The sequence below is a fragment of the Thermococcus litoralis DSM 5473 genome (assembly GCF_000246985.2).
Classification (GTDB): domain Archaea; phylum Methanobacteriota_B; class Thermococci; order Thermococcales; family Thermococcaceae; genus Thermococcus_A; species Thermococcus_A litoralis.
This window is the reverse complement of the sequence record NC_022084.1, coordinates 1,076,970-1,092,069: the sequence shown is the minus strand read 5'-3', so window position 1 is coordinate 1,092,069 and position 15,100 is coordinate 1,076,970. Positions and strand designations below refer to the sequence as shown.

Annotated in this window: 16 protein-coding genes and 1 pseudogene; 9 read left to right on the top strand and 8 right to left on the bottom strand. The window is 43.5% G+C overall.

Annotated features, from left to right (window positions below; genetic code table 11):
- Positions 1-132: 132 nt before the first annotated feature.
- Positions 133-633: an ACT domain-containing protein gene (locus OCC_RS05935; RefSeq protein ID WP_004068075.1), complete on the bottom strand. Its 501-nt coding sequence runs from the start codon at positions 631-633 to the stop codon at positions 133-135.
- Positions 634-776: 143 nt separating this feature from the next.
- On the opposite strand from OCC_RS05935, the gene OCC_RS05930 reads away from it, so the two are divergent.
- The 5 genes and pseudogenes from OCC_RS05930 to OCC_RS12980 all read left to right on the top strand — a co-directional run bounded on the left by OCC_RS05930 (position 777) and on the right by OCC_RS12980 (position 3,447).
- The gene (locus tag OCC_RS05930; RefSeq protein WP_023843723.1) at positions 777-2,030 is read left to right on the top strand and encodes a radical SAM protein; all 1,254 of its coding nucleotides are present in this window, start codon (positions 777-779) and stop codon (positions 2,028-2,030) included.
- 47 nt (positions 2,031-2,077) lie between these two features.
- Positions 2,078-2,668: a hypothetical protein gene (locus OCC_RS05925; RefSeq protein ID WP_004068073.1), complete on the top strand. Its 591-nt coding sequence runs from the start codon at positions 2,078-2,080 to the stop codon at positions 2,666-2,668.
- Between the two features lie 61 nt (positions 2,669-2,729).
- Positions 2,730-3,035, top strand: a complete 306-nt coding sequence (locus OCC_RS05920; protein WP_004068072.1) for a hypothetical protein — start codon at positions 2,730-2,732, stop codon at positions 3,033-3,035.
- Between the two features lie 48 nt (positions 3,036-3,083).
- Positions 3,084-3,215: pseudogene (locus tag OCC_RS12265) on the top strand (alpha amylase C-terminal domain-containing protein); the annotation flags it as partial.
- 109 nt (positions 3,216-3,324) lie between these two features.
- Positions 3,325-3,447: a hypothetical protein gene (locus OCC_RS12980; RefSeq protein WP_256957766.1), complete on the top strand. Its 123-nt coding sequence runs from the start codon at positions 3,325-3,327 to the stop codon at positions 3,445-3,447.
- 97 nt (positions 3,448-3,544) lie between these two features.
- On the opposite strand, the gene wecB is transcribed toward OCC_RS12980, so the two are convergent.
- Positions 3,545-4,678, bottom strand: a complete 1,134-nt coding sequence (gene wecB, locus OCC_RS05915; protein WP_004067532.1) for a non-hydrolyzing UDP-N-acetylglucosamine 2-epimerase — start codon at positions 4,676-4,678, stop codon at positions 3,545-3,547.
- Entirely contained in the window at positions 4,675-5,946 is a 1,272-nt protein-coding gene (locus OCC_RS05910) for a UDP-N-acetyl-D-mannosamine dehydrogenase (RefSeq protein WP_148290488.1), read from the bottom strand. Before OCC_RS05910 ends, wecB begins: the two co-directional genes overlap by 4 nt.
- Positions 5,947-6,257: 311 nt before the next feature.
- Between OCC_RS05910 and OCC_RS05905 the strand changes: the two genes are divergently transcribed.
- A complete protein-coding gene (locus tag OCC_RS05905) occupies positions 6,258-7,346 on the top strand; it encodes a DUF354 domain-containing protein (protein ID WP_004067527.1) in 1,089 nt (362 codons plus the stop codon).
- Complete coding sequence (locus OCC_RS05900; protein ID WP_004067526.1) at positions 7,343-9,211, top strand: hypothetical protein; 1,869 nt, start codon at positions 7,343-7,345, stop codon at positions 9,209-9,211. The genes OCC_RS05905 and OCC_RS05900 overlap by 4 nt, the downstream gene beginning before the upstream one ends.
- Here the strand turns inward: OCC_RS05900 and OCC_RS05895 are convergent.
- Together OCC_RS05895 and OCC_RS05890 are read right to left on the bottom strand one after the other, a co-directional pair.
- Positions 9,192-9,749, bottom strand: a complete 558-nt coding sequence (locus OCC_RS05895) for a stage II sporulation protein M (RefSeq protein WP_004067518.1) — start codon at positions 9,747-9,749, stop codon at positions 9,192-9,194. The two genes, OCC_RS05900 and OCC_RS05895, sit on opposite strands and share 20 nt — an antisense overlap.
- The gene (locus OCC_RS05890; RefSeq protein WP_004067516.1) at positions 9,739-10,026 is read right to left on the bottom strand and encodes a lipoate protein ligase C-terminal domain-containing protein; all 288 of its coding nucleotides are present in this window, start codon (positions 10,024-10,026) and stop codon (positions 9,739-9,741) included. The genes OCC_RS05895 and OCC_RS05890 overlap by 11 nt, the downstream gene beginning before the upstream one ends.
- Positions 10,027-10,096: 70 nt before the next feature.
- Between OCC_RS05890 and OCC_RS05885 the strand changes: the two genes are divergently transcribed.
- Positions 10,097-12,031 carry an arginine--tRNA ligase gene (locus OCC_RS05885; protein WP_004067514.1) on the top strand — a complete coding sequence of 645 codons (1,935 nt, stop codon included), beginning with the start codon at positions 10,097-10,099 and terminating at the stop codon, positions 12,029-12,031.
- A gap of 60 nt (positions 12,032-12,091) precedes the next feature.
- Complete coding sequence (locus OCC_RS05880; protein WP_004067512.1) at positions 12,092-12,979, top strand: dihydrodipicolinate synthase family protein; 888 nt, start codon at positions 12,092-12,094, stop codon at positions 12,977-12,979.
- On the opposite strand, the gene prf1 is transcribed toward OCC_RS05880, so the two are convergent.
- Genes prf1 through OCC_RS05865 form a run of 3 tightly spaced genes read right to left on the bottom strand, consistent with a single transcriptional unit; the run spans position 12,959 to position 15,090 of the window.
- Positions 12,959-14,206, bottom strand: a complete 1,248-nt coding sequence (gene prf1, locus OCC_RS05875) for a peptide chain release factor aRF-1 (RefSeq protein ID WP_004067510.1) — start codon at positions 14,204-14,206, stop codon at positions 12,959-12,961. The two genes, OCC_RS05880 and prf1, sit on opposite strands and share 21 nt — an antisense overlap.
- 43 nt (positions 14,207-14,249) lie before the next feature.
- On the bottom strand, positions 14,250-14,519 hold the full coding sequence (locus tag OCC_RS05870) for a hypothetical protein (RefSeq protein ID WP_004067508.1): 270 nt from the start codon (positions 14,517-14,519) through the stop codon (positions 14,250-14,252).
- Positions 14,512-15,090, bottom strand: coding sequence for a HEAT repeat domain-containing protein (locus OCC_RS05865; protein WP_004067506.1), 579 nt, complete (start codon positions 15,088-15,090; stop codon positions 14,512-14,514). Before OCC_RS05865 ends, OCC_RS05870 begins: the two co-directional genes overlap by 8 nt.
- Positions 15,091-15,100 lie beyond the last annotated feature (10 nt).

The following is a 15,100-nucleotide window of genomic DNA, read 5'->3' as shown; positions in this document are numbered from 1 at the left end:
ACTTGCTTTCCTAAATTTAACAAAAAGAAAAATTATACACCCAAATTGTACAAAAATTAAAAGCAAATACTGACAAATCGTATCAAGATTATGCCCTAATGTGTACATCAAGATAAGAAGTTAAAAGAGAGCTCAGTAAATGGAAATGCGCTTAACACCCTCAAGCTTCGATAGTTCATTTATCAGTTCCCCAGGAATAGGCTTCTCAGTGATTATGGTTAAAGTTGCCTCTGGGTAAAGCTCCGGATCTTCTGCAACAACCTGTACAATGTTTATTCCCCTCTCTGCAATCTTTGACGCTATCTTTGCCAGTATCCCTATGGCCCTTGGCTCGGGCTCTATCTCTATGACCCCATAGCCGACATGCCTTCCGACGAACTTCATGTGAACTGTGGGCTCGAGGTTCGTGTACACCCCTCTAAGCTCTGGGATTTTTAGTATCATAGCAACAGTTTCTTTGACAACCCTCCTGTCTACGTCAAGGGCTTTGGCTATTTTTGTGTATGGAACTTCTATGTTGCCGCATTTGATCTTCATGTCATCTGACACCTTCAAACCGTACTTTAAGAGGAGTTTCGCTATTTGTTTTCTGACTGGATACTCATCAAAGTAGTGTTCAAGTTTGCCCCACATTTTCCCCACCCTTGTTCATAATAGTTCATCATTAGACCATTTGCTACAAAAGTATTAAAATGTTTCCATGCAGAACTGTGTCCAGTTATATTTTATAAATTTTGCTAAAATTTTAAAAGATCCCACCATTAAGGGGAAACGTGATGAGAATAGAGCTTCCAAATTCGTATTTCGAGGAAGTTGACAATAGCATAAGATTAATCTGGAGAAACACCCTCCATGCTGATTTTGAAAAAGCCCTCCTTGAAAAGGCCATTAGAAGAAAATTTAAAGTTAAGCCCGAGATTCACGTTGAGGACGGATACCTTGTAGTGAATACGGAAAACGAAGATATTGAAAAATTTATTGCCTTCTTCATTCAGAGCCACCTCGGAGAATTTTTAAAGAGCAGATACACGAGAAGAAAGGTGGTATACATCCACGAAGGGATGGAAGTGCCCCTTTTGGGATATAATGGATTTGGTTTGATAGATAGGGGAACGAATCTAATTCAAATCAGAGGCTCAACTGGGTGTAATGTCTCATGCATCTTCTGCTCTGTTGATGAGGGGCCATATTCCAGAACTCGGCTTCTCGATTACGTTGTTGATATCGACTATCTGCTGAAATGGTTCGATGAGGTTGCCAGGTTTAAGGGCAAAGGTCTGGAAGCCCATTTAGATGGGCAGGGAGAGCCTCTGCTATATCCGTTCATTGTAGAGCTCGTCCAGGGGCTTAGGGAAAACCCAAACGTTAGTGTAATTTCGATGCAGAGCAATGGAATACTGCTGAATGATAAGCTAGTTGAAGAGTTGGCAGAGGCGGGACTTGACAGGGTAAACCTCTCAATTCACTCCCTCGATCCCGAAAAGGCAAAAATGTTAATGGGAATGAAAGACTACGATCTCAATCATGTTTTGGAGATGGCCGAGGCACTTGTAAATGCCGGGATTGACGTTCTTTTGGCTCCGGTAATAATTTTTGGAATAAACGACAATGAAGCAGAGACATTTATAGAGTTTGCAAGAAAAATTGGTGCTGGAAAAAGATGGCCTGCTTTGGGCTTCCAGAACTACGTTCCCTATAAGTTTGGAAGACATCCCACAGTGAAGTTTCTATCGTTTAAAGAATTTTACACATGGCTGAGAAACCTTGAAGAAAAAACCGGGATGAGACCGCTTGTCTTAAGGCCCGAACACTTTGGGATGCACAGGAGAAGGTTTATTCCCCTACAGTTCCACATCGGAGAAGTTGTCAAAGTAAAAGTCATCCTCCCGGGAAGAATCAAGGGAGAAATGCTCGGAACTGCAAGGAACAGGTTAATAGAGATAATAAACACGAACGCAAAAGTTGGTGAGGAAATTAAGGTCAAGATAGTGAGAACAAGGCACGGAATCTACGTTGGGACTCCTGTTTAGAAAAATTTATTAATTTCCAGCCCTAAACAGATCTTTGGGAGAGTTAGATGAAGCGTTCATATATTGCCGCACTTATTGGAATAATAATCGTAGCTTTTATTTTTGGGAATTTTGCATTTATCAAGTCAAAAACAGAAAGTGGAGCCTCAGTAGGAGCGGGGAGATCCTGTGGAAACGTAACCATCAACGAAGGCTTTTGCATCTACCCAAATTCCAATTTTGGAAAGATTGTAGCGGAGGAACTAAAAGCCAGAGGGGAAAAAGTTGTAATGCTTGACTCCCCTACAAAGTGCAACGGGCAATTTTTAGCGGTGTGGGTTGAAGAAGTAAACATCACATACACCCCGTTCTTCTCAAAAGGAAGTGCAAAAGTGCGCTTCATCTATTCCAGCACCGGCGATCCAAGTCACTATCTAAGGTACGAAAACGCCACGGACAAGGAACGGGAGTTTATTACCTTCATAATAAACAATTCTGAAGTCGAGGCTTCGGGAGAAATAACAGTAAACGACAACTCCAGGGGATTGATGAGCTTCATGGGATACCAGAGGTATCTGCTAAAGCAAGCAGCAGCCACTATAGTCAACAGGGTGCAAAAAATTGCTCTCGACAATATAGAATGCCCAAACTCATCTTAATTCTCCACTTAACGAACACTTTAATATATCTCCAGAATAATCACTACCGGTGGTACACAATATGAAGAGATGGGTTTCTGGGGTAGCGATGGTAATTCTCATAATAATAGCTTCTGGATGCCTTCAACAAAGCACTCCTCAAACTACTGAACAAACTCTAACCCTTCTAGAAGGCAACTACAATACGATTTATCTCAATGAAAAAGCCAAAGACACTTGCCCCCCGGGAAAAGTCCCTGTAACTTTCACTTATAATCCACAGGGGGAGAATGTCACCTCTGTTAGCTTACGCGGAACTTTCAATGACTGGGGAGAGTGGCCAATGAAAAAAGAGGAGGGAGTATGGACTTTTACTTTTTTCTTTTGAAAGTCTCGCCCTTTAGGGCGGGGAGGAGGTCAGACCGCAAAAGAAGGAGTACTGGCGTTCTTTAGAGGGCACGATGATGAGGTTCTTGTAATTGCCAACAACGCTCCAAAAGATACAGATATCTCTCTTCCTCCGGGCAAATGGAAACAGGTGTGGCCAAATGGGCTGTTTCGTAAATAGTTAAAATCGTAAAGTTTGTTGAGGTTTGCAGGGCGAAATTTTTAAATATTTTTATGGAGAGTTTTGTAGTGATGGGCAGTCCTCGATATGTGGGGTTTGTCAAGCCCGAATGGGGACTGTAGCTCTGAAGATGTGGGGAGTTTCCGTTTCCCCCGAACGCCCCACGATGAAGACGGGAGTGGGGAAGGTCAGCCGTAGTGACGTTTACAAACTTTACGCAAATTACGGCTGACCAGAACGGATAAAACATACGAGGGAGAGTTAACTGTCCCCGGGTTAAAAGTTTTGGTGCTTGTGAGGAGCTGAATTCTCTTTTTATTTTTAAATTTTTAAATAAACCTCGAACTCTTCACCCTAAGCTCTCCCTTTTCGTAAAGACCGATAAGTATTTCAGCAATTCTTTCCCCAGCCTTTCCATCTCCAAAAGGATTCTTGGCATTTGCCATCCTGCTGTAAAACTCTTCATCGTTTAAGAGCTTATCGACATAATAAAGAACCCTGTCCTTCTCAAGACCGACTAAAACGTTTCCTCCTGCTTTTATTGTCTCCGGCCTTTCTGTATTATAGCGTAGGGTTAGGCATGGGACATTGAGAATTATGCTCTCCTCCTGAATCCCACCCGAGTCTGTTAAAACAAACCTAGCATTTTTCTGCAGTTTTAAAAAGTCAAGGTATCCCAGAGGTTTTGTTAGAATGACGTGTTCCTTTGCTTCCAGTTCTTCCCACAATCCAAGGGCTTTTAACCTTTTTTCAGTTCTCGGGTGGACAGGATATACCACAACTATTGGAAGAGAACCAATTATTTCCACGAGTTTTTTAAGGTTCTCCTCGCTGTCGGTGTTCTCAGCTCTATGAGCCGTTAAAACGGCATATTCCTTTGGTTTTAATCCAAGAGTTTCCAAAATTCTGCTTTTCCTTTCGGCTATCTCCGAATTCTGGAGGACCGCATCGACTATTGTATTTCCAACAACATAAACCCCTTCAACGATGCCCTCTTTCTCAAGATTTTTCTTTGCCTCCTCAGTCGGGGCAAAAAGAACTTCACTCGCGTGGTCAGCTAGAATTCTGTTTATCTCCTCTGGCATTGTCCGGTCAAAACTCCTTAAGCCTGCTTCAACGTGTGCAACGGGAATTTTAAGCTTAACACTCGCCAAAGCTCCAGCTAAGACTGTGTTTGTGTCTCCTTGAACCAAGGTAACATCGGGCTTCTCTTTCATAAGAACTTCTTCTATCTTTATCATTGCCATTCCAGTTTGATAAGCCTGAGTCCCGGAGCCAACTTCGAGATGATAGTCGATTTTATGTAGCTCGAGCTCTTCTAAGAAAATCTTGCTCATCTCGTAATCGTAGTGCTGTCCCGTGTGGACTATTAGCGGCTCAATGCCTCTCCTTTCGAATGCTCTTATCACAGGAGCAAGTTTTATTATCTCCGGCCTTGTACCAAAGACAAACGCCGGTTTCAACACTCGCCCCTCCCGATCCCTTTGAATATAAATCCTTTCGGAGGCTCTTTTACCACATGTCTTCCGTCTATGAGTATTTTGTTTCTCATAAGGCCTCCAAGGGCTTGCCAGTCTAAACTCTTAAACTCTGAATGGTCTGTTGCTATGACAGCTGCATCTGCTCCCTTTAAAGCCTCCTCAAGACTCCCATGAGTTCCCTCAACGTAGGGATCATAGGTTCTCACTTCCGCAACCATTTCCTTTATCTCCTCAATGAACTTAAGAGATGGAGAATTTCTGGTGTCGTCTGAATTGCCCTTATAAGACAGCCCCAGTACCACCACTACAGCCTCTTCCGGTGGAAGATTAATCAACTTTAGGGAATTCATAAGAAGATCCTTTGCAAAGAGAGGCATGTCTTCATTGATTTCTCTTGCTTTCTTTATCAGTCCAAAGTCTTCTTTTGCAGAACTGAGGAGCAGATATGGGTCTTTCGGCAAACAGTGTCCTCCAACGCCGATTCCCGGGACATGGATTTTAACTCTCGGGTGAGTGTTGGCGAGCTCTATTGCCTCAAAAACATTGACGCCATAGTGGTGAGCAAGGAAAGCGAATTCGTTAGCCAGAGCTATGTTCACATCCCTAAAAGTGTTCTCCATTAGCTTTACCATCTCACTTGTGGTAGAGCTTGTTTTAAAAATTTGACCCTTTACAAATGCCCTATACAAAAGCTCAGCAAGTTCAGAGCTTTTTTCATTTATCCCCCCAATTATTCTGGAGTTGTAAACGAGCTCCTTAAATATTCTGCCGGGCATGACCCTCTCAGGAGCATGAGCCATATAGAAGTCCTCTCCAGCTTTGAAGCCCGTCAGATCCTCTATAAGCTTCGCCATCTTTAGAGTCGTCATAGGGGGAACGGTGCTCTCTATAATCACAAGAGAACCCTTCTTCATAGATTCAGCAGTTGTTCTGACAGCGCTTTCAAGATAGCTCAAGTCAGGAGTTTTGTCCTCCTTCAAAGGGGTTTGAACGCATATTATGTAGACATCCTTGCCCGCTATCTCCTTTTTATCTGAAGTAGCTCTCAAATTTCCATTTTCAATTGCCCTCTTTAGCATCTCTTCTATTTCCGGCTCGATTATGTGGGAATTCCCGGAGTTTACCTTTTTCACTACTTCTTCCCTTATTTCATATCCTATCACATTGAATCCAGCATTGGCAAACATAATTGCCGTAGGAAGACCGATATAGCCCAAACCTATGACAGCGATTTCTGCACTTCTGTCCATTATCTTCTCTCTCACGGGTTCTCACCAAGAAGAAAGATTGAGCACCAAAATTTAAGGTTTTTCCACGAAACAATTTCAAGTGGTAATCTCAAAGATTTCCCAGCAAGCTCAAGAAAATTTTCATAAACTACTCCTATCGTATTATCTTTACATGATTACTCCAATGTAAAACCTCCTCTCATGAACAGAAATCGTAATAAACGATTAACAAAATAAAGAGTTTTTAAGTAACTTGAAAAATAAAGGCAGAAAAACCGTTTTACGGAAACCCTTTTAATGGACAAAGCTGTCCATAATAATGGGTGAAATCCGTGAAGATATGGGTAGATATTGTCAATGCACCTCATGCTCACTTCTTCAAGGGTATAATCAGGGAACTTGAAAAAAGAGGACACGAAGTTTTGGTTACCACAAGGGAATTTGACGGTCTAACTGGAATCTTGGACATGTTGGGAATAGACTATTACGTTGTAGGAAAGCATGGCGGATCAACCCTTGAGGGAAAGCTTATAGCAAGTGTTGAGAGACAATACAAGCTTGCTAAGCTGGTAATTGAAGAAAAACCAGATTTGGCACTCTATAAAAATTCTCCCGAAGCTCCAAGAGTAGCTTTTGGATTGGGAATCCCAACAATTGGATTTGCCGACAACGATACTGCCATAGCGGTCAACAAGCTCATGCTGCCCTTCACAAGGAGATTAATATACCCCAAAGCCATAGACGCTTACGAGCTCATAAAATGCGGGGCAGATGTAAATTCCCTCAAGCCAATAAACGGCATACCGGAGTTGGCCCATGTATATGGCTTTATCCCCAGCAAAAGGCCTCTAAAAGAATTGGGCCTATCTCCACACAGCTACATTGTAATGAGAACCGAGCCTATAAAGGCTAACTACTTTAACGGCGACGCTGAGAAGAGTGTTCTTGAAAATATAATCCCTCTGCTCCCAGATATCCCCATAGTTTTATTCCCAAGAACAGAAAGTCAAAAGAAGCGCTTTGAACACTTTGAAAACGTCATAATTCCAGGGCACGTTACGGACAGCTTGTCCCTCCTCTACTATGCAAAGCTAATGATCGGTGCAGGGGGAACGATGAACAGGGAAGCTTTAGCTTTAGGAACCCCAACCATTTCAACTTACCCGGGCAAGCTTTTGGCCATCACAAGGTGGCTTATAAGCCTCGGCATTAAGTTCCACTCCACCGATCCGATAGAAGTTTCTGAGAAGGCCTGGGAACTCATGAGGAAGAATGGAGCCTTTAGAAAGCATATAAGAGAAATAATTGCCTCCATGGAGAACCCTATAGACGCTTTCCTAAGGGAAATCGAAATCTATGAAGAGTACGGTACCTTCCCTGCTCCGGAAATTTCCACAGAGGAGCTGGTGGACAGAGGATGAAAGGCAAAGGTATTGCGGTTATTTTTCTCTTACTCTTCTACGCTTTTCCAGCCACAGCTTTTGAATACTACATCCATGGAACTGGGAAGATAATTGACGATCCCCAACAAGCTGTTTCTCCGAAAATCCAAGAGATTCCCGTAACCTACGTTGTAGGCCCTGATTCAGAGGGGTACCTTTACGGAGTCGAGTACAAAAAGCTGAGGCACGAGAGGAGGAAAATCCTAAAAAGCAGGGATGGAATAGTGTGGGAGCTTATATATGAGCATAGGACAGAGATCAAATCTCTCTATCTCTGGAAAGGAATTCTCTTCTTTTCAGACGCTAATGGAAGTGTATTCATGAAGAATGGAGAGGAATTCGAAGAGGTCTTAAGATTAGACAAAGGCAAGTACGCAATATGGTGGTCGTGGGCAGGAAATGAGGAGTTTTTGCTTATAGGAGAATATGGCACTAAATCCAACAGCGCAAAGGTTTACAGAAGTTTCGATGGTAGGCATTTTGAGGTTTTCTTTGACATAAAAGATCACTACAATGTGAAAGACGATGGATGCCACATTCATCTTGTAAGCATAGACCCCTACGATGGCACTGTCTACATAGGTGTTGGGGACAATCCACCTTATAGGGGCTTGTATATATACAAAAACGGAAGGTGGATGTTTAGAAACACCAATAACCACATACTAAACACCATAATGAACAGCGGGCCTTTGGCAGCAACTTATGATGAAAAAAGAGTCCTTTTTTACAGCGATAATTTTCCCCAGATAGTCGAGTACAATAAAGAAAAAGATGAGCTTAAGCCTCTCGCAGCCTGGTTTGGAGAGTATTATAAGGGTGAAATGAAGTTCTACGATGCCTTAAAGGATCCAAAAACTGGAGTCCACTATGCTGTAAGTGTGGACTACAAGAAAAGGGGGCTTCACTACCTCTGGATCTCTCTCGACGGTGTAACGTGGAGAAAAATTGGTAATGGGGCAATAAACGGCACTCACGTTTTGTATCCCCTCCATATAGCCGGGGAATACCTCTATATGAACAACCTGCGGATGAAACTCTTTACGCGTGAGGAAGCCCTGAAGTTGATATATAAAGAGACCAAACCGCCAATATCGCTAACACTCCTTGAGGATTGCCCCATAGTAATTTACCTAAAGAACGAGAAGCCGCTTGAAGTTATAGTAAAGGGGAAAAAGTTCAGAAATTATCTCTCCCCCAACTTAGCTTGGACTCCAGTAAACGGAACTTTGGAAAAACAAGAAGAATTTTTAATATTCACCACATTAAGCCCCTCTGCAGTCCTTAAACTCAAACTTCCCCTAGAAAAAGGGTGGTATACCTTAGGTCTATGCATGAAAAGCTCCCGTTCGTGGAACGAGATCGCCCCAGTTCGTGTAGCAGTCCGAACAAAAGAAAGAATCTATGGGGGTCTAGCCCAAGTAAGCACTGAATGGAGACCTTTTTACTACGTATTCAACATGCCGGAAGATGGTACAGCGGAGATTGCAATAGAGTTTAACGGTAGCGCAGTTTACCAGATTGGGTGCCTCTTCCTATCACACGATTTGAGCACATCAAAGCCAAACGGTGAATTCCTAAAAGGAGAGAGCTACTCAAAGAACGTGACGCTGAGGATAGATGGAAAGATTTATCCCATAGGCGACCTTAGGCCAGGAGAAAAAAGAACCATCCGTGTAGAAAAGCTTCAAACTCTGGAGCTCCTCTCCGGAGGAGCTGTTGATTTGCTGATAACAGAAAGTTCCAAGGAGGAGAAAGAAAACCTGAACAGTATCCCTCTACCCATCCTAGCTACTGTTGCATTTCTTGCTTTTGCATATCTACTTAAACGCCTGAAGCAATAGCCGGAGTGATGTAAGCCTCAACAAAAGCCGCCGCTAGAAGCATTATAATCGCTAATGCAAGCATTCTCATAGCCCTCTTAAATCCCCTTAAAAACCTCTCTCCAACGGTTCCTTCTCCGTTGATTATCTCAAGATACCACTCCACTCCCCCCATCCCGGCAACTGCAAAAGCCGGAATCTCTATCATCCCATGGGGAATAATAGCTAAAAGAATCTTCGCTAAACTTTCTCCCTGCGCATTGAAGTACTGAATAACTATCCCCACTATAAAGCCGTTAAAGAACAATATTCCTGCAGGAACTACACCAAAAAGGACTCCACCAAGGGCGCATATTACCGCGACCCTTGAGTTATTGAGAAATATAAAGCTGAAAAGGCTGAACTTGTCAGTATTTTCTCCTATAGCCCCACCAAAAAACTGCCTGAGGTTTGAGAATAGGTTCTCCGCAGAGTTTGGACTTAAGAAGGAAAACACCATGCCAAAGAGAACCCCAGCCAGGAAAATTCCAAGAAATGCATAAAAGATTTTAGTCCTCATTTTCACCACGCAGAGCGTTTTTGAGGGCAATTTTAAAGTCTTCAACGTTTATGTAAGGCATCTCAATGTCCAGCCTCACTGCAAAGAAGTCCTCTATCTCCTTCTCAAGTTCCTCAAGCTTTTTTCCTTTTAAAGTACTCTCAAGTTCGCCGATAACTTCTTCAGGATAGATAAAGAAGTCGCCAGTGATCTTTACATCCTTTGCAATGCCCCTCTCTTCTTCAATCTCAAACCTTATAAGGCCCTTTTTGGCTTTGTGTTCGCCTATCCTCCTCATGCCCACCACAGACAAATTTAAAGCGGGTAGTTTTTAAAGGTTTATGAAAAATGAGAAGCAGGTGGTAAGTGTGGCTTACGATGATGTCAAGAGAGAGGTTAAGGAGATAGTAGAAGAAGTCATCTCCGAAATGCTTGAAAAAGAGGGAAAAAGCTGGGAAGGAGAGGTTTTATTTGATGAAACGCCCAGTATGGAGCTTGGTGATTTTGCCACTACCGTTGCCTTTCAGCTTGCAAAAGTGTTTAGAAAAGCCCCAAGAGTTATAGCCCAAGAAATTGCCTCAAACTTAGAAGGAAAGCTCCCCGAGTACATTTCAAGGGTAGAGGTCGCTGGAGCCGGATATATAAACTTCTTCTTAGATTACGAGAAATTTGGAAAACTTGTGGTAGAAGAGATTCTCAAAAAAGGAGGTCAATTTGGAGAAAGCAATCTGGGAAATGGAAAAAAGGTTATAGTGGAGCACACCTCCGTAAATCCAACCAAACCCCTCCACATGGGACATGCAAGAAACTCAATTCTTGGAGATACAATGGCAAGAATAATGAGGAAACTTGGCTACAAAGTGGAGGTTCAGAACTACATAGACGATCTGGGGGTTCAGTTTGCACAGGTTCTCTGGGGCTACCTAAACCTGAAGGAAGAGTTTGAGAGGATCATTAAAGAACTCAAAGAGAAAGGACTTTCTAAGGACGATATAATCGACCACGCCCTGGGTCTGCTCTACGTTGAGGTTCACAAGAGAATGGAAGAAGACCCAGAGGTGGAGAGACAGATAAGGGAGCTCATGAAGAAGCTGGAGGAAGGAGACAACGAGATAGCCGAAGAAGGCAGAAAGCTGGCGGAAAAGGTAGTTAAAGCGCAGATGGAAACCACCTACAGGATGAACATATTTTACGACCTGCTCAGCTGGGAAAGCGACATAGTGAGGAGTGGAATATTCGAAGAGGCTTACGCAATGATAGAAAAGAACGAACACTTTGAATGGGCAAAAGAAGGCAAATACAAGGGAGCGTTCATCATGAAGCTTGGAGACCTCTTTCCGGATATGGAAAATCCAGACATGGTGCTTATAAGGAGCGACGGAACAGCGACTTACACGGGAAAGGACATAGCTTATCACTTGTGGAAGTTTGGTAAAATTAAAGGGGACATGCGCTACAAGCTCTGGGATAAAAAGGAGAACCATGAAACGTGGACGACGGCAAAAGATGGGGAAGAAATGCCGGGAAGGTTTGCCAATGCTGATATAGTGATAAACGTCGTCGGCTCAGAGCAGAGGTATGAGCAGAAAGCAGTTGCCTATGCCCTCAAGCTCCTCGGCTATGAGGATGCCTACAATAACTTCTATCACCTAGCTTATGAGCATGTTGTGAGACCTGAAGGAAAGTTCAGCGGAAGAAAGGGGACTTGGATAGGCTTCACCGTAGATGAGGTGCTTGATGAGGCCGTAAAAAGGGCTAAAGAGCTCGTAGAAGAAAAGAACCCGGGATTGAGCGAGGAGGAAAAGGAGAAAATAGCGGAGATAGTGGGAATAGGGGCAGTAAGGTACAACATGATAAAATACTCACCGGAAAAGATAATAACGTTCAGATGGGACGATGTCCTGAACTTTGAGGGCGAAAGCGCCCCATACATTCAGTATGCCCATGCGAGATGCTGTTCCATAATTAAGAAGGCAAAAGAAGAAGGAATAAGGGTTGAAAGCGAGAAGCTCTTAAGCAAAGCAGACTTCTCAGACATCGACCTAAAAGAAAAAGAGCTAATAAAGATTCTTTCCAAATTCCCGGAGGTTATAAAGATAGCAGGAAAGGACGTGAAGCCCAACATAATAGCAAGCTACGCAAACGAACTAGCAATGGTCTTCAACAGATTCTACATGGCGTTGCCAGTTCTGAAGGCTGAAGAAGGGACGAGGGAGATGAGGTTGCTCTTGGTTATGGCTACAAAACAGGTTCTAAAGAACGCCCTTGAACTTATGGGAATCGAGGCTCCGGAAGTCATGTGAGCCTTTTTCTTTTTTCCACAAACCTAAAATATTCCGATGTCTATTTATCTCGGTGGTTCTATGAGAGGAGTAATAGTCCCCCTTGTAACACCTTTCAACGAAGACTATTCAATAGACTTTCAGGCACTGGAGGAGCACATAAACTATCTTCAAAGAGTTGGAGTCAATGGAATTTTTATCAACGCAACAACCGGCGAATTCACGAGCCTCAATTTTGAGGAAAGAAAGCTTCTTGCAGAGAAGGGCAGAGAGATTGTTACCTCAACTTTCTATCTGGTAGGAACAGCCTCAACAAACACCTTTGAAGTGGTTGAGCTGACTAAGCATGCCCAAGATATCGGAGCGGATTATGTGGTTATAGCGCCCCCCTATTACTGTCCTCTCAGTGATGAGGCACTCTTTAACCACTACTCCATAATAGCAGAGAAAACAGATATCCCAATAATCCTCTACAACATCCCGGGCTGTGCAAATCCTCTAAGCGTTCCACTCATCAAAAAGCTCGCCACTGAGTACTCAAACATAGCCGGCATAAAGGAAACCATAGACAGCATAAACCACGTCAGAGATGTCATATTTGAGGTCAAAGGAGAAAGAAAGGATTTTAAGGTTTTCACAGGCTTAGACCAGCATTTCCTCAACACGCTTCTTCTTGGAGGCGACGGAGGGATAATGGCATGCGCAAACTTTGCCCCGGAGCTCCATCTTGCCCTATACAAAGCCTTTGAAGATAGGGACTTTGAAAAAGCTATGGGATATGCCAGAAAGCTTGCCAAAATTTCAAAGGTTTACGACCTCGCATCTTCCTTCGGCTCTGCAATAAAGATAGCAATGGGCATAAGGGGCTTCTCCATAAAGCCCATCCTAAGACCCCCATACACGATGGACGGAGAAGAGGTTAAAGGGAAGATAAAAGACCTTCTATCTTCACTGAATCTTGTACCTTAAAATTGCCCCGAGTCCACCAAATGCCCTGTAGAACTGCTGTCCATCTTCGGTATCTAGGGAGATCACTTCGACTTCAGCCCCGATCTCCTCTGCCATTTTTATTAACTCCTCCGCAACATCCCACTTCTCAAAGCTTATATTTTGGCTTCCACATTTGGGGCATGTTTTAAGGTTCTTCTTGTAAATCTCGTATTCACTCTCGGTCATAGTCTTGAGCTCTTCCCAGCCGCAGTGGTTGCACTTCGCCTTAACGCGAACTCTATCGTAACCCTCGCTTATCAAAAGAGTATCAACCGCTCCAAGCTCTAGAGCTTTTCTTACTTCCTTTTCTCCATACGTTATCAAGCCCGTGTCCTTGACCAGGTGTCTGAAGAACTCCTGCACGAGCTTTCTCTCTCTAATTGCCTCGTGCTCCTTCAGTATGTCGCTCGCCTTTTCAACGAGCTCCCTCAACCCATACTCGCCGTGATAGCTTATATCCACTACCCCTATAATCTTCTTCTTGAGCTCGTGGTGGAGGTAGTCGCCTTCAACGAATTCCTCTTTTGTAGGTCCGGGACCGCCAACAATAATACCCTTAAGCTCACCTTTTTCAAGGAGGGGCAGAAAAACCTTCGTTGCATGCTCTCCAATCCTCTTCATGAACTCATGAGTCTCTTGCTCTCTAATTCTCTCATATCTCCTTGCAGACTGACCACCAGCCCTTGTCTTTCCGGGAACGTTGGAGGTAAGCTCCTCAATGACCTCTATCTTCTTCCCTCTCAGAAGGCCTATCGTTGCTTCGTTCTTCTCTACCGTTATTAAGCCATAGGCATCTTTAACTCGAAGCATCTCCTCAAGGGGCTCCGTAACAAAGGTTTGGTCACATCGATAGAGCCTCACGTTTAGCGGTTCCGGTGGGATTATGGCGAAAAGCTGGATATCCGTAACTCCTTCCTGTTCGCTGACGTTTCCCACAAATAATGCCAAGCCCGTCTCTGGAGTTTGCTTGTAAAGCTTAAGGTGCTGCATTGCCCTTTCGAGTGCTCCCAAAACGTTCTTTCGGGTTGTTTTTGATTTGATGTTTTGTGCCGTGCCGTACTCTTCCCTAAGCTGCTGCATGACCTTGTTTATGTCATAGCCCGCAGGGATGTAGAGTGAGACAAGCTCAGTCCCTCGACCTCGAATCTTCTTAAGCTCCTCTACCTTCTTTTTAAGCTCGTACATTTCAGCAGATTTGTGAGACATGAACATCACCTCTAACAACTTATTTTCTCTCTCCCAACCACCTTTAAAAATTCGACTTTATAAAGGTTTGGAAAAGGCTAAAGGAAGGACAGAAAAGCCAAAAGAAAAACCCCAAAATTCCACCCACGGCTATTATAAGGAAGTTTATAAGGTTGAGCTCTATGTGGCTAACTCCGAGATAGTTTAGAATTCCCACCAGGATTAGCCCTATTATAGCGTTTATTGCCATCCACCTAAGCACAGCAAAGGTCAGCTTGATCACTATAAACGCGGCAATTATTAAGAGTATTATGAATACTAGGACATTAATCATCCACCTCACCTCCCAGCTCTTTTATAACTTTCTCGGCTATCTCTCCAAGAGGCACCCATTTAATGCCTTCCAGAGGCAAAATTACGGTGTCGCTGATGTTTCTAAACTCTTCTATTACCGGAAGGGCTTCTTTCACCTTAAGCCTTCCGAGCATTAGAATCGCAAAGGCTTTTCTGTTTTTATCTCCTGTCTGGAGGATCTCAAGCAATAGAGAAGTCATTTCATTCTTGAACTTTTCCCCAACCCATGGGAAGTATCTCAGCATAGTCTCAAAGCTCTGCATGGCGTTTTCTTTAACATAAGGATCGGGATCGTTTATGAGTGAGAGCACAATTAGGGGGAGTCCCTCTTCGACATAAGGCATCATAAGCTCTTTATGCCTGATGATCAGCTCTCCAATGAGGAGAAGCGCATCTCCCCTTATCCCCGGATTTTCCTCGTTGAGAAGCTCTACTATGGCATCTACATATTTAGGGTCTTTCGCTGCAGAGTGGAGAATCTTCTCAAGCTCTCCCTCCGAGAGCATCTTTATGATCTTATTCTTTTTTGAGCCGAAGGAGAATAATCCCATAAGTCATCAC

Coding starts and splice junctions, on each gene's coding strand:
- OCC_RS05880 (WP_004067512.1), top strand. CDS start 12,092: ATGAGAGGAGTAATAGTCCCCCTTGTAACACCTTTCAACGAAGACTAT.
- OCC_RS05935 (WP_004068075.1), bottom strand. CDS start 633: ATGTGGGGCAAACTTGAACACTACTTTGATGAGTATCCAGTCAGAAAA.
- OCC_RS05870 (WP_004067508.1), bottom strand. CDS start 14,519: ATGATTAATGTCCTAGTATTCATAATACTCTTAATAATTGCCGCGTTT.
- OCC_RS05920 (WP_004068072.1), top strand. CDS start 2,730: ATGAAGAGATGGGTTTCTGGGGTAGCGATGGTAATTCTCATAATAATA.
- OCC_RS05910 (WP_148290488.1), bottom strand. CDS start 5,946: ATGGACAGAAGTGCAGAAATCGCTGTCATAGGTTTGGGCTATATCGGT.
- OCC_RS05890 (WP_004067516.1), bottom strand. CDS start 10,026: ATGAGGAGGATAGGCGAACACAAAGCCAAAAAGGGCCTTATAAGGTTT.
- OCC_RS12980 (WP_256957766.1), top strand. CDS start 3,325: ATGGGGACTGTAGCTCTGAAGATGTGGGGAGTTTCCGTTTCCCCCGAA.
- prf1 (WP_004067510.1), bottom strand. CDS start 14,206: ATGTCTCACAAATCTGCTGAAATGTACGAGCTTAAAAAGAAGGTAGAG.
- OCC_RS05900 (WP_004067526.1), top strand. CDS start 7,343: ATGAAAGGCAAAGGTATTGCGGTTATTTTTCTCTTACTCTTCTACGCT.
- OCC_RS05865 (WP_004067506.1), bottom strand. CDS start 15,090: ATGGGATTATTCTCCTTCGGCTCAAAAAAGAATAAGATCATAAAGATG.
- OCC_RS05925 (WP_004068073.1), top strand. CDS start 2,078: ATGAAGCGTTCATATATTGCCGCACTTATTGGAATAATAATCGTAGCT.
- OCC_RS05895 (WP_004067518.1), bottom strand. CDS start 9,749: ATGAGGACTAAAATCTTTTATGCATTTCTTGGAATTTTCCTGGCTGGG.
- OCC_RS05930 (WP_023843723.1), top strand. CDS start 777: ATGAGAATAGAGCTTCCAAATTCGTATTTCGAGGAAGTTGACAATAGC.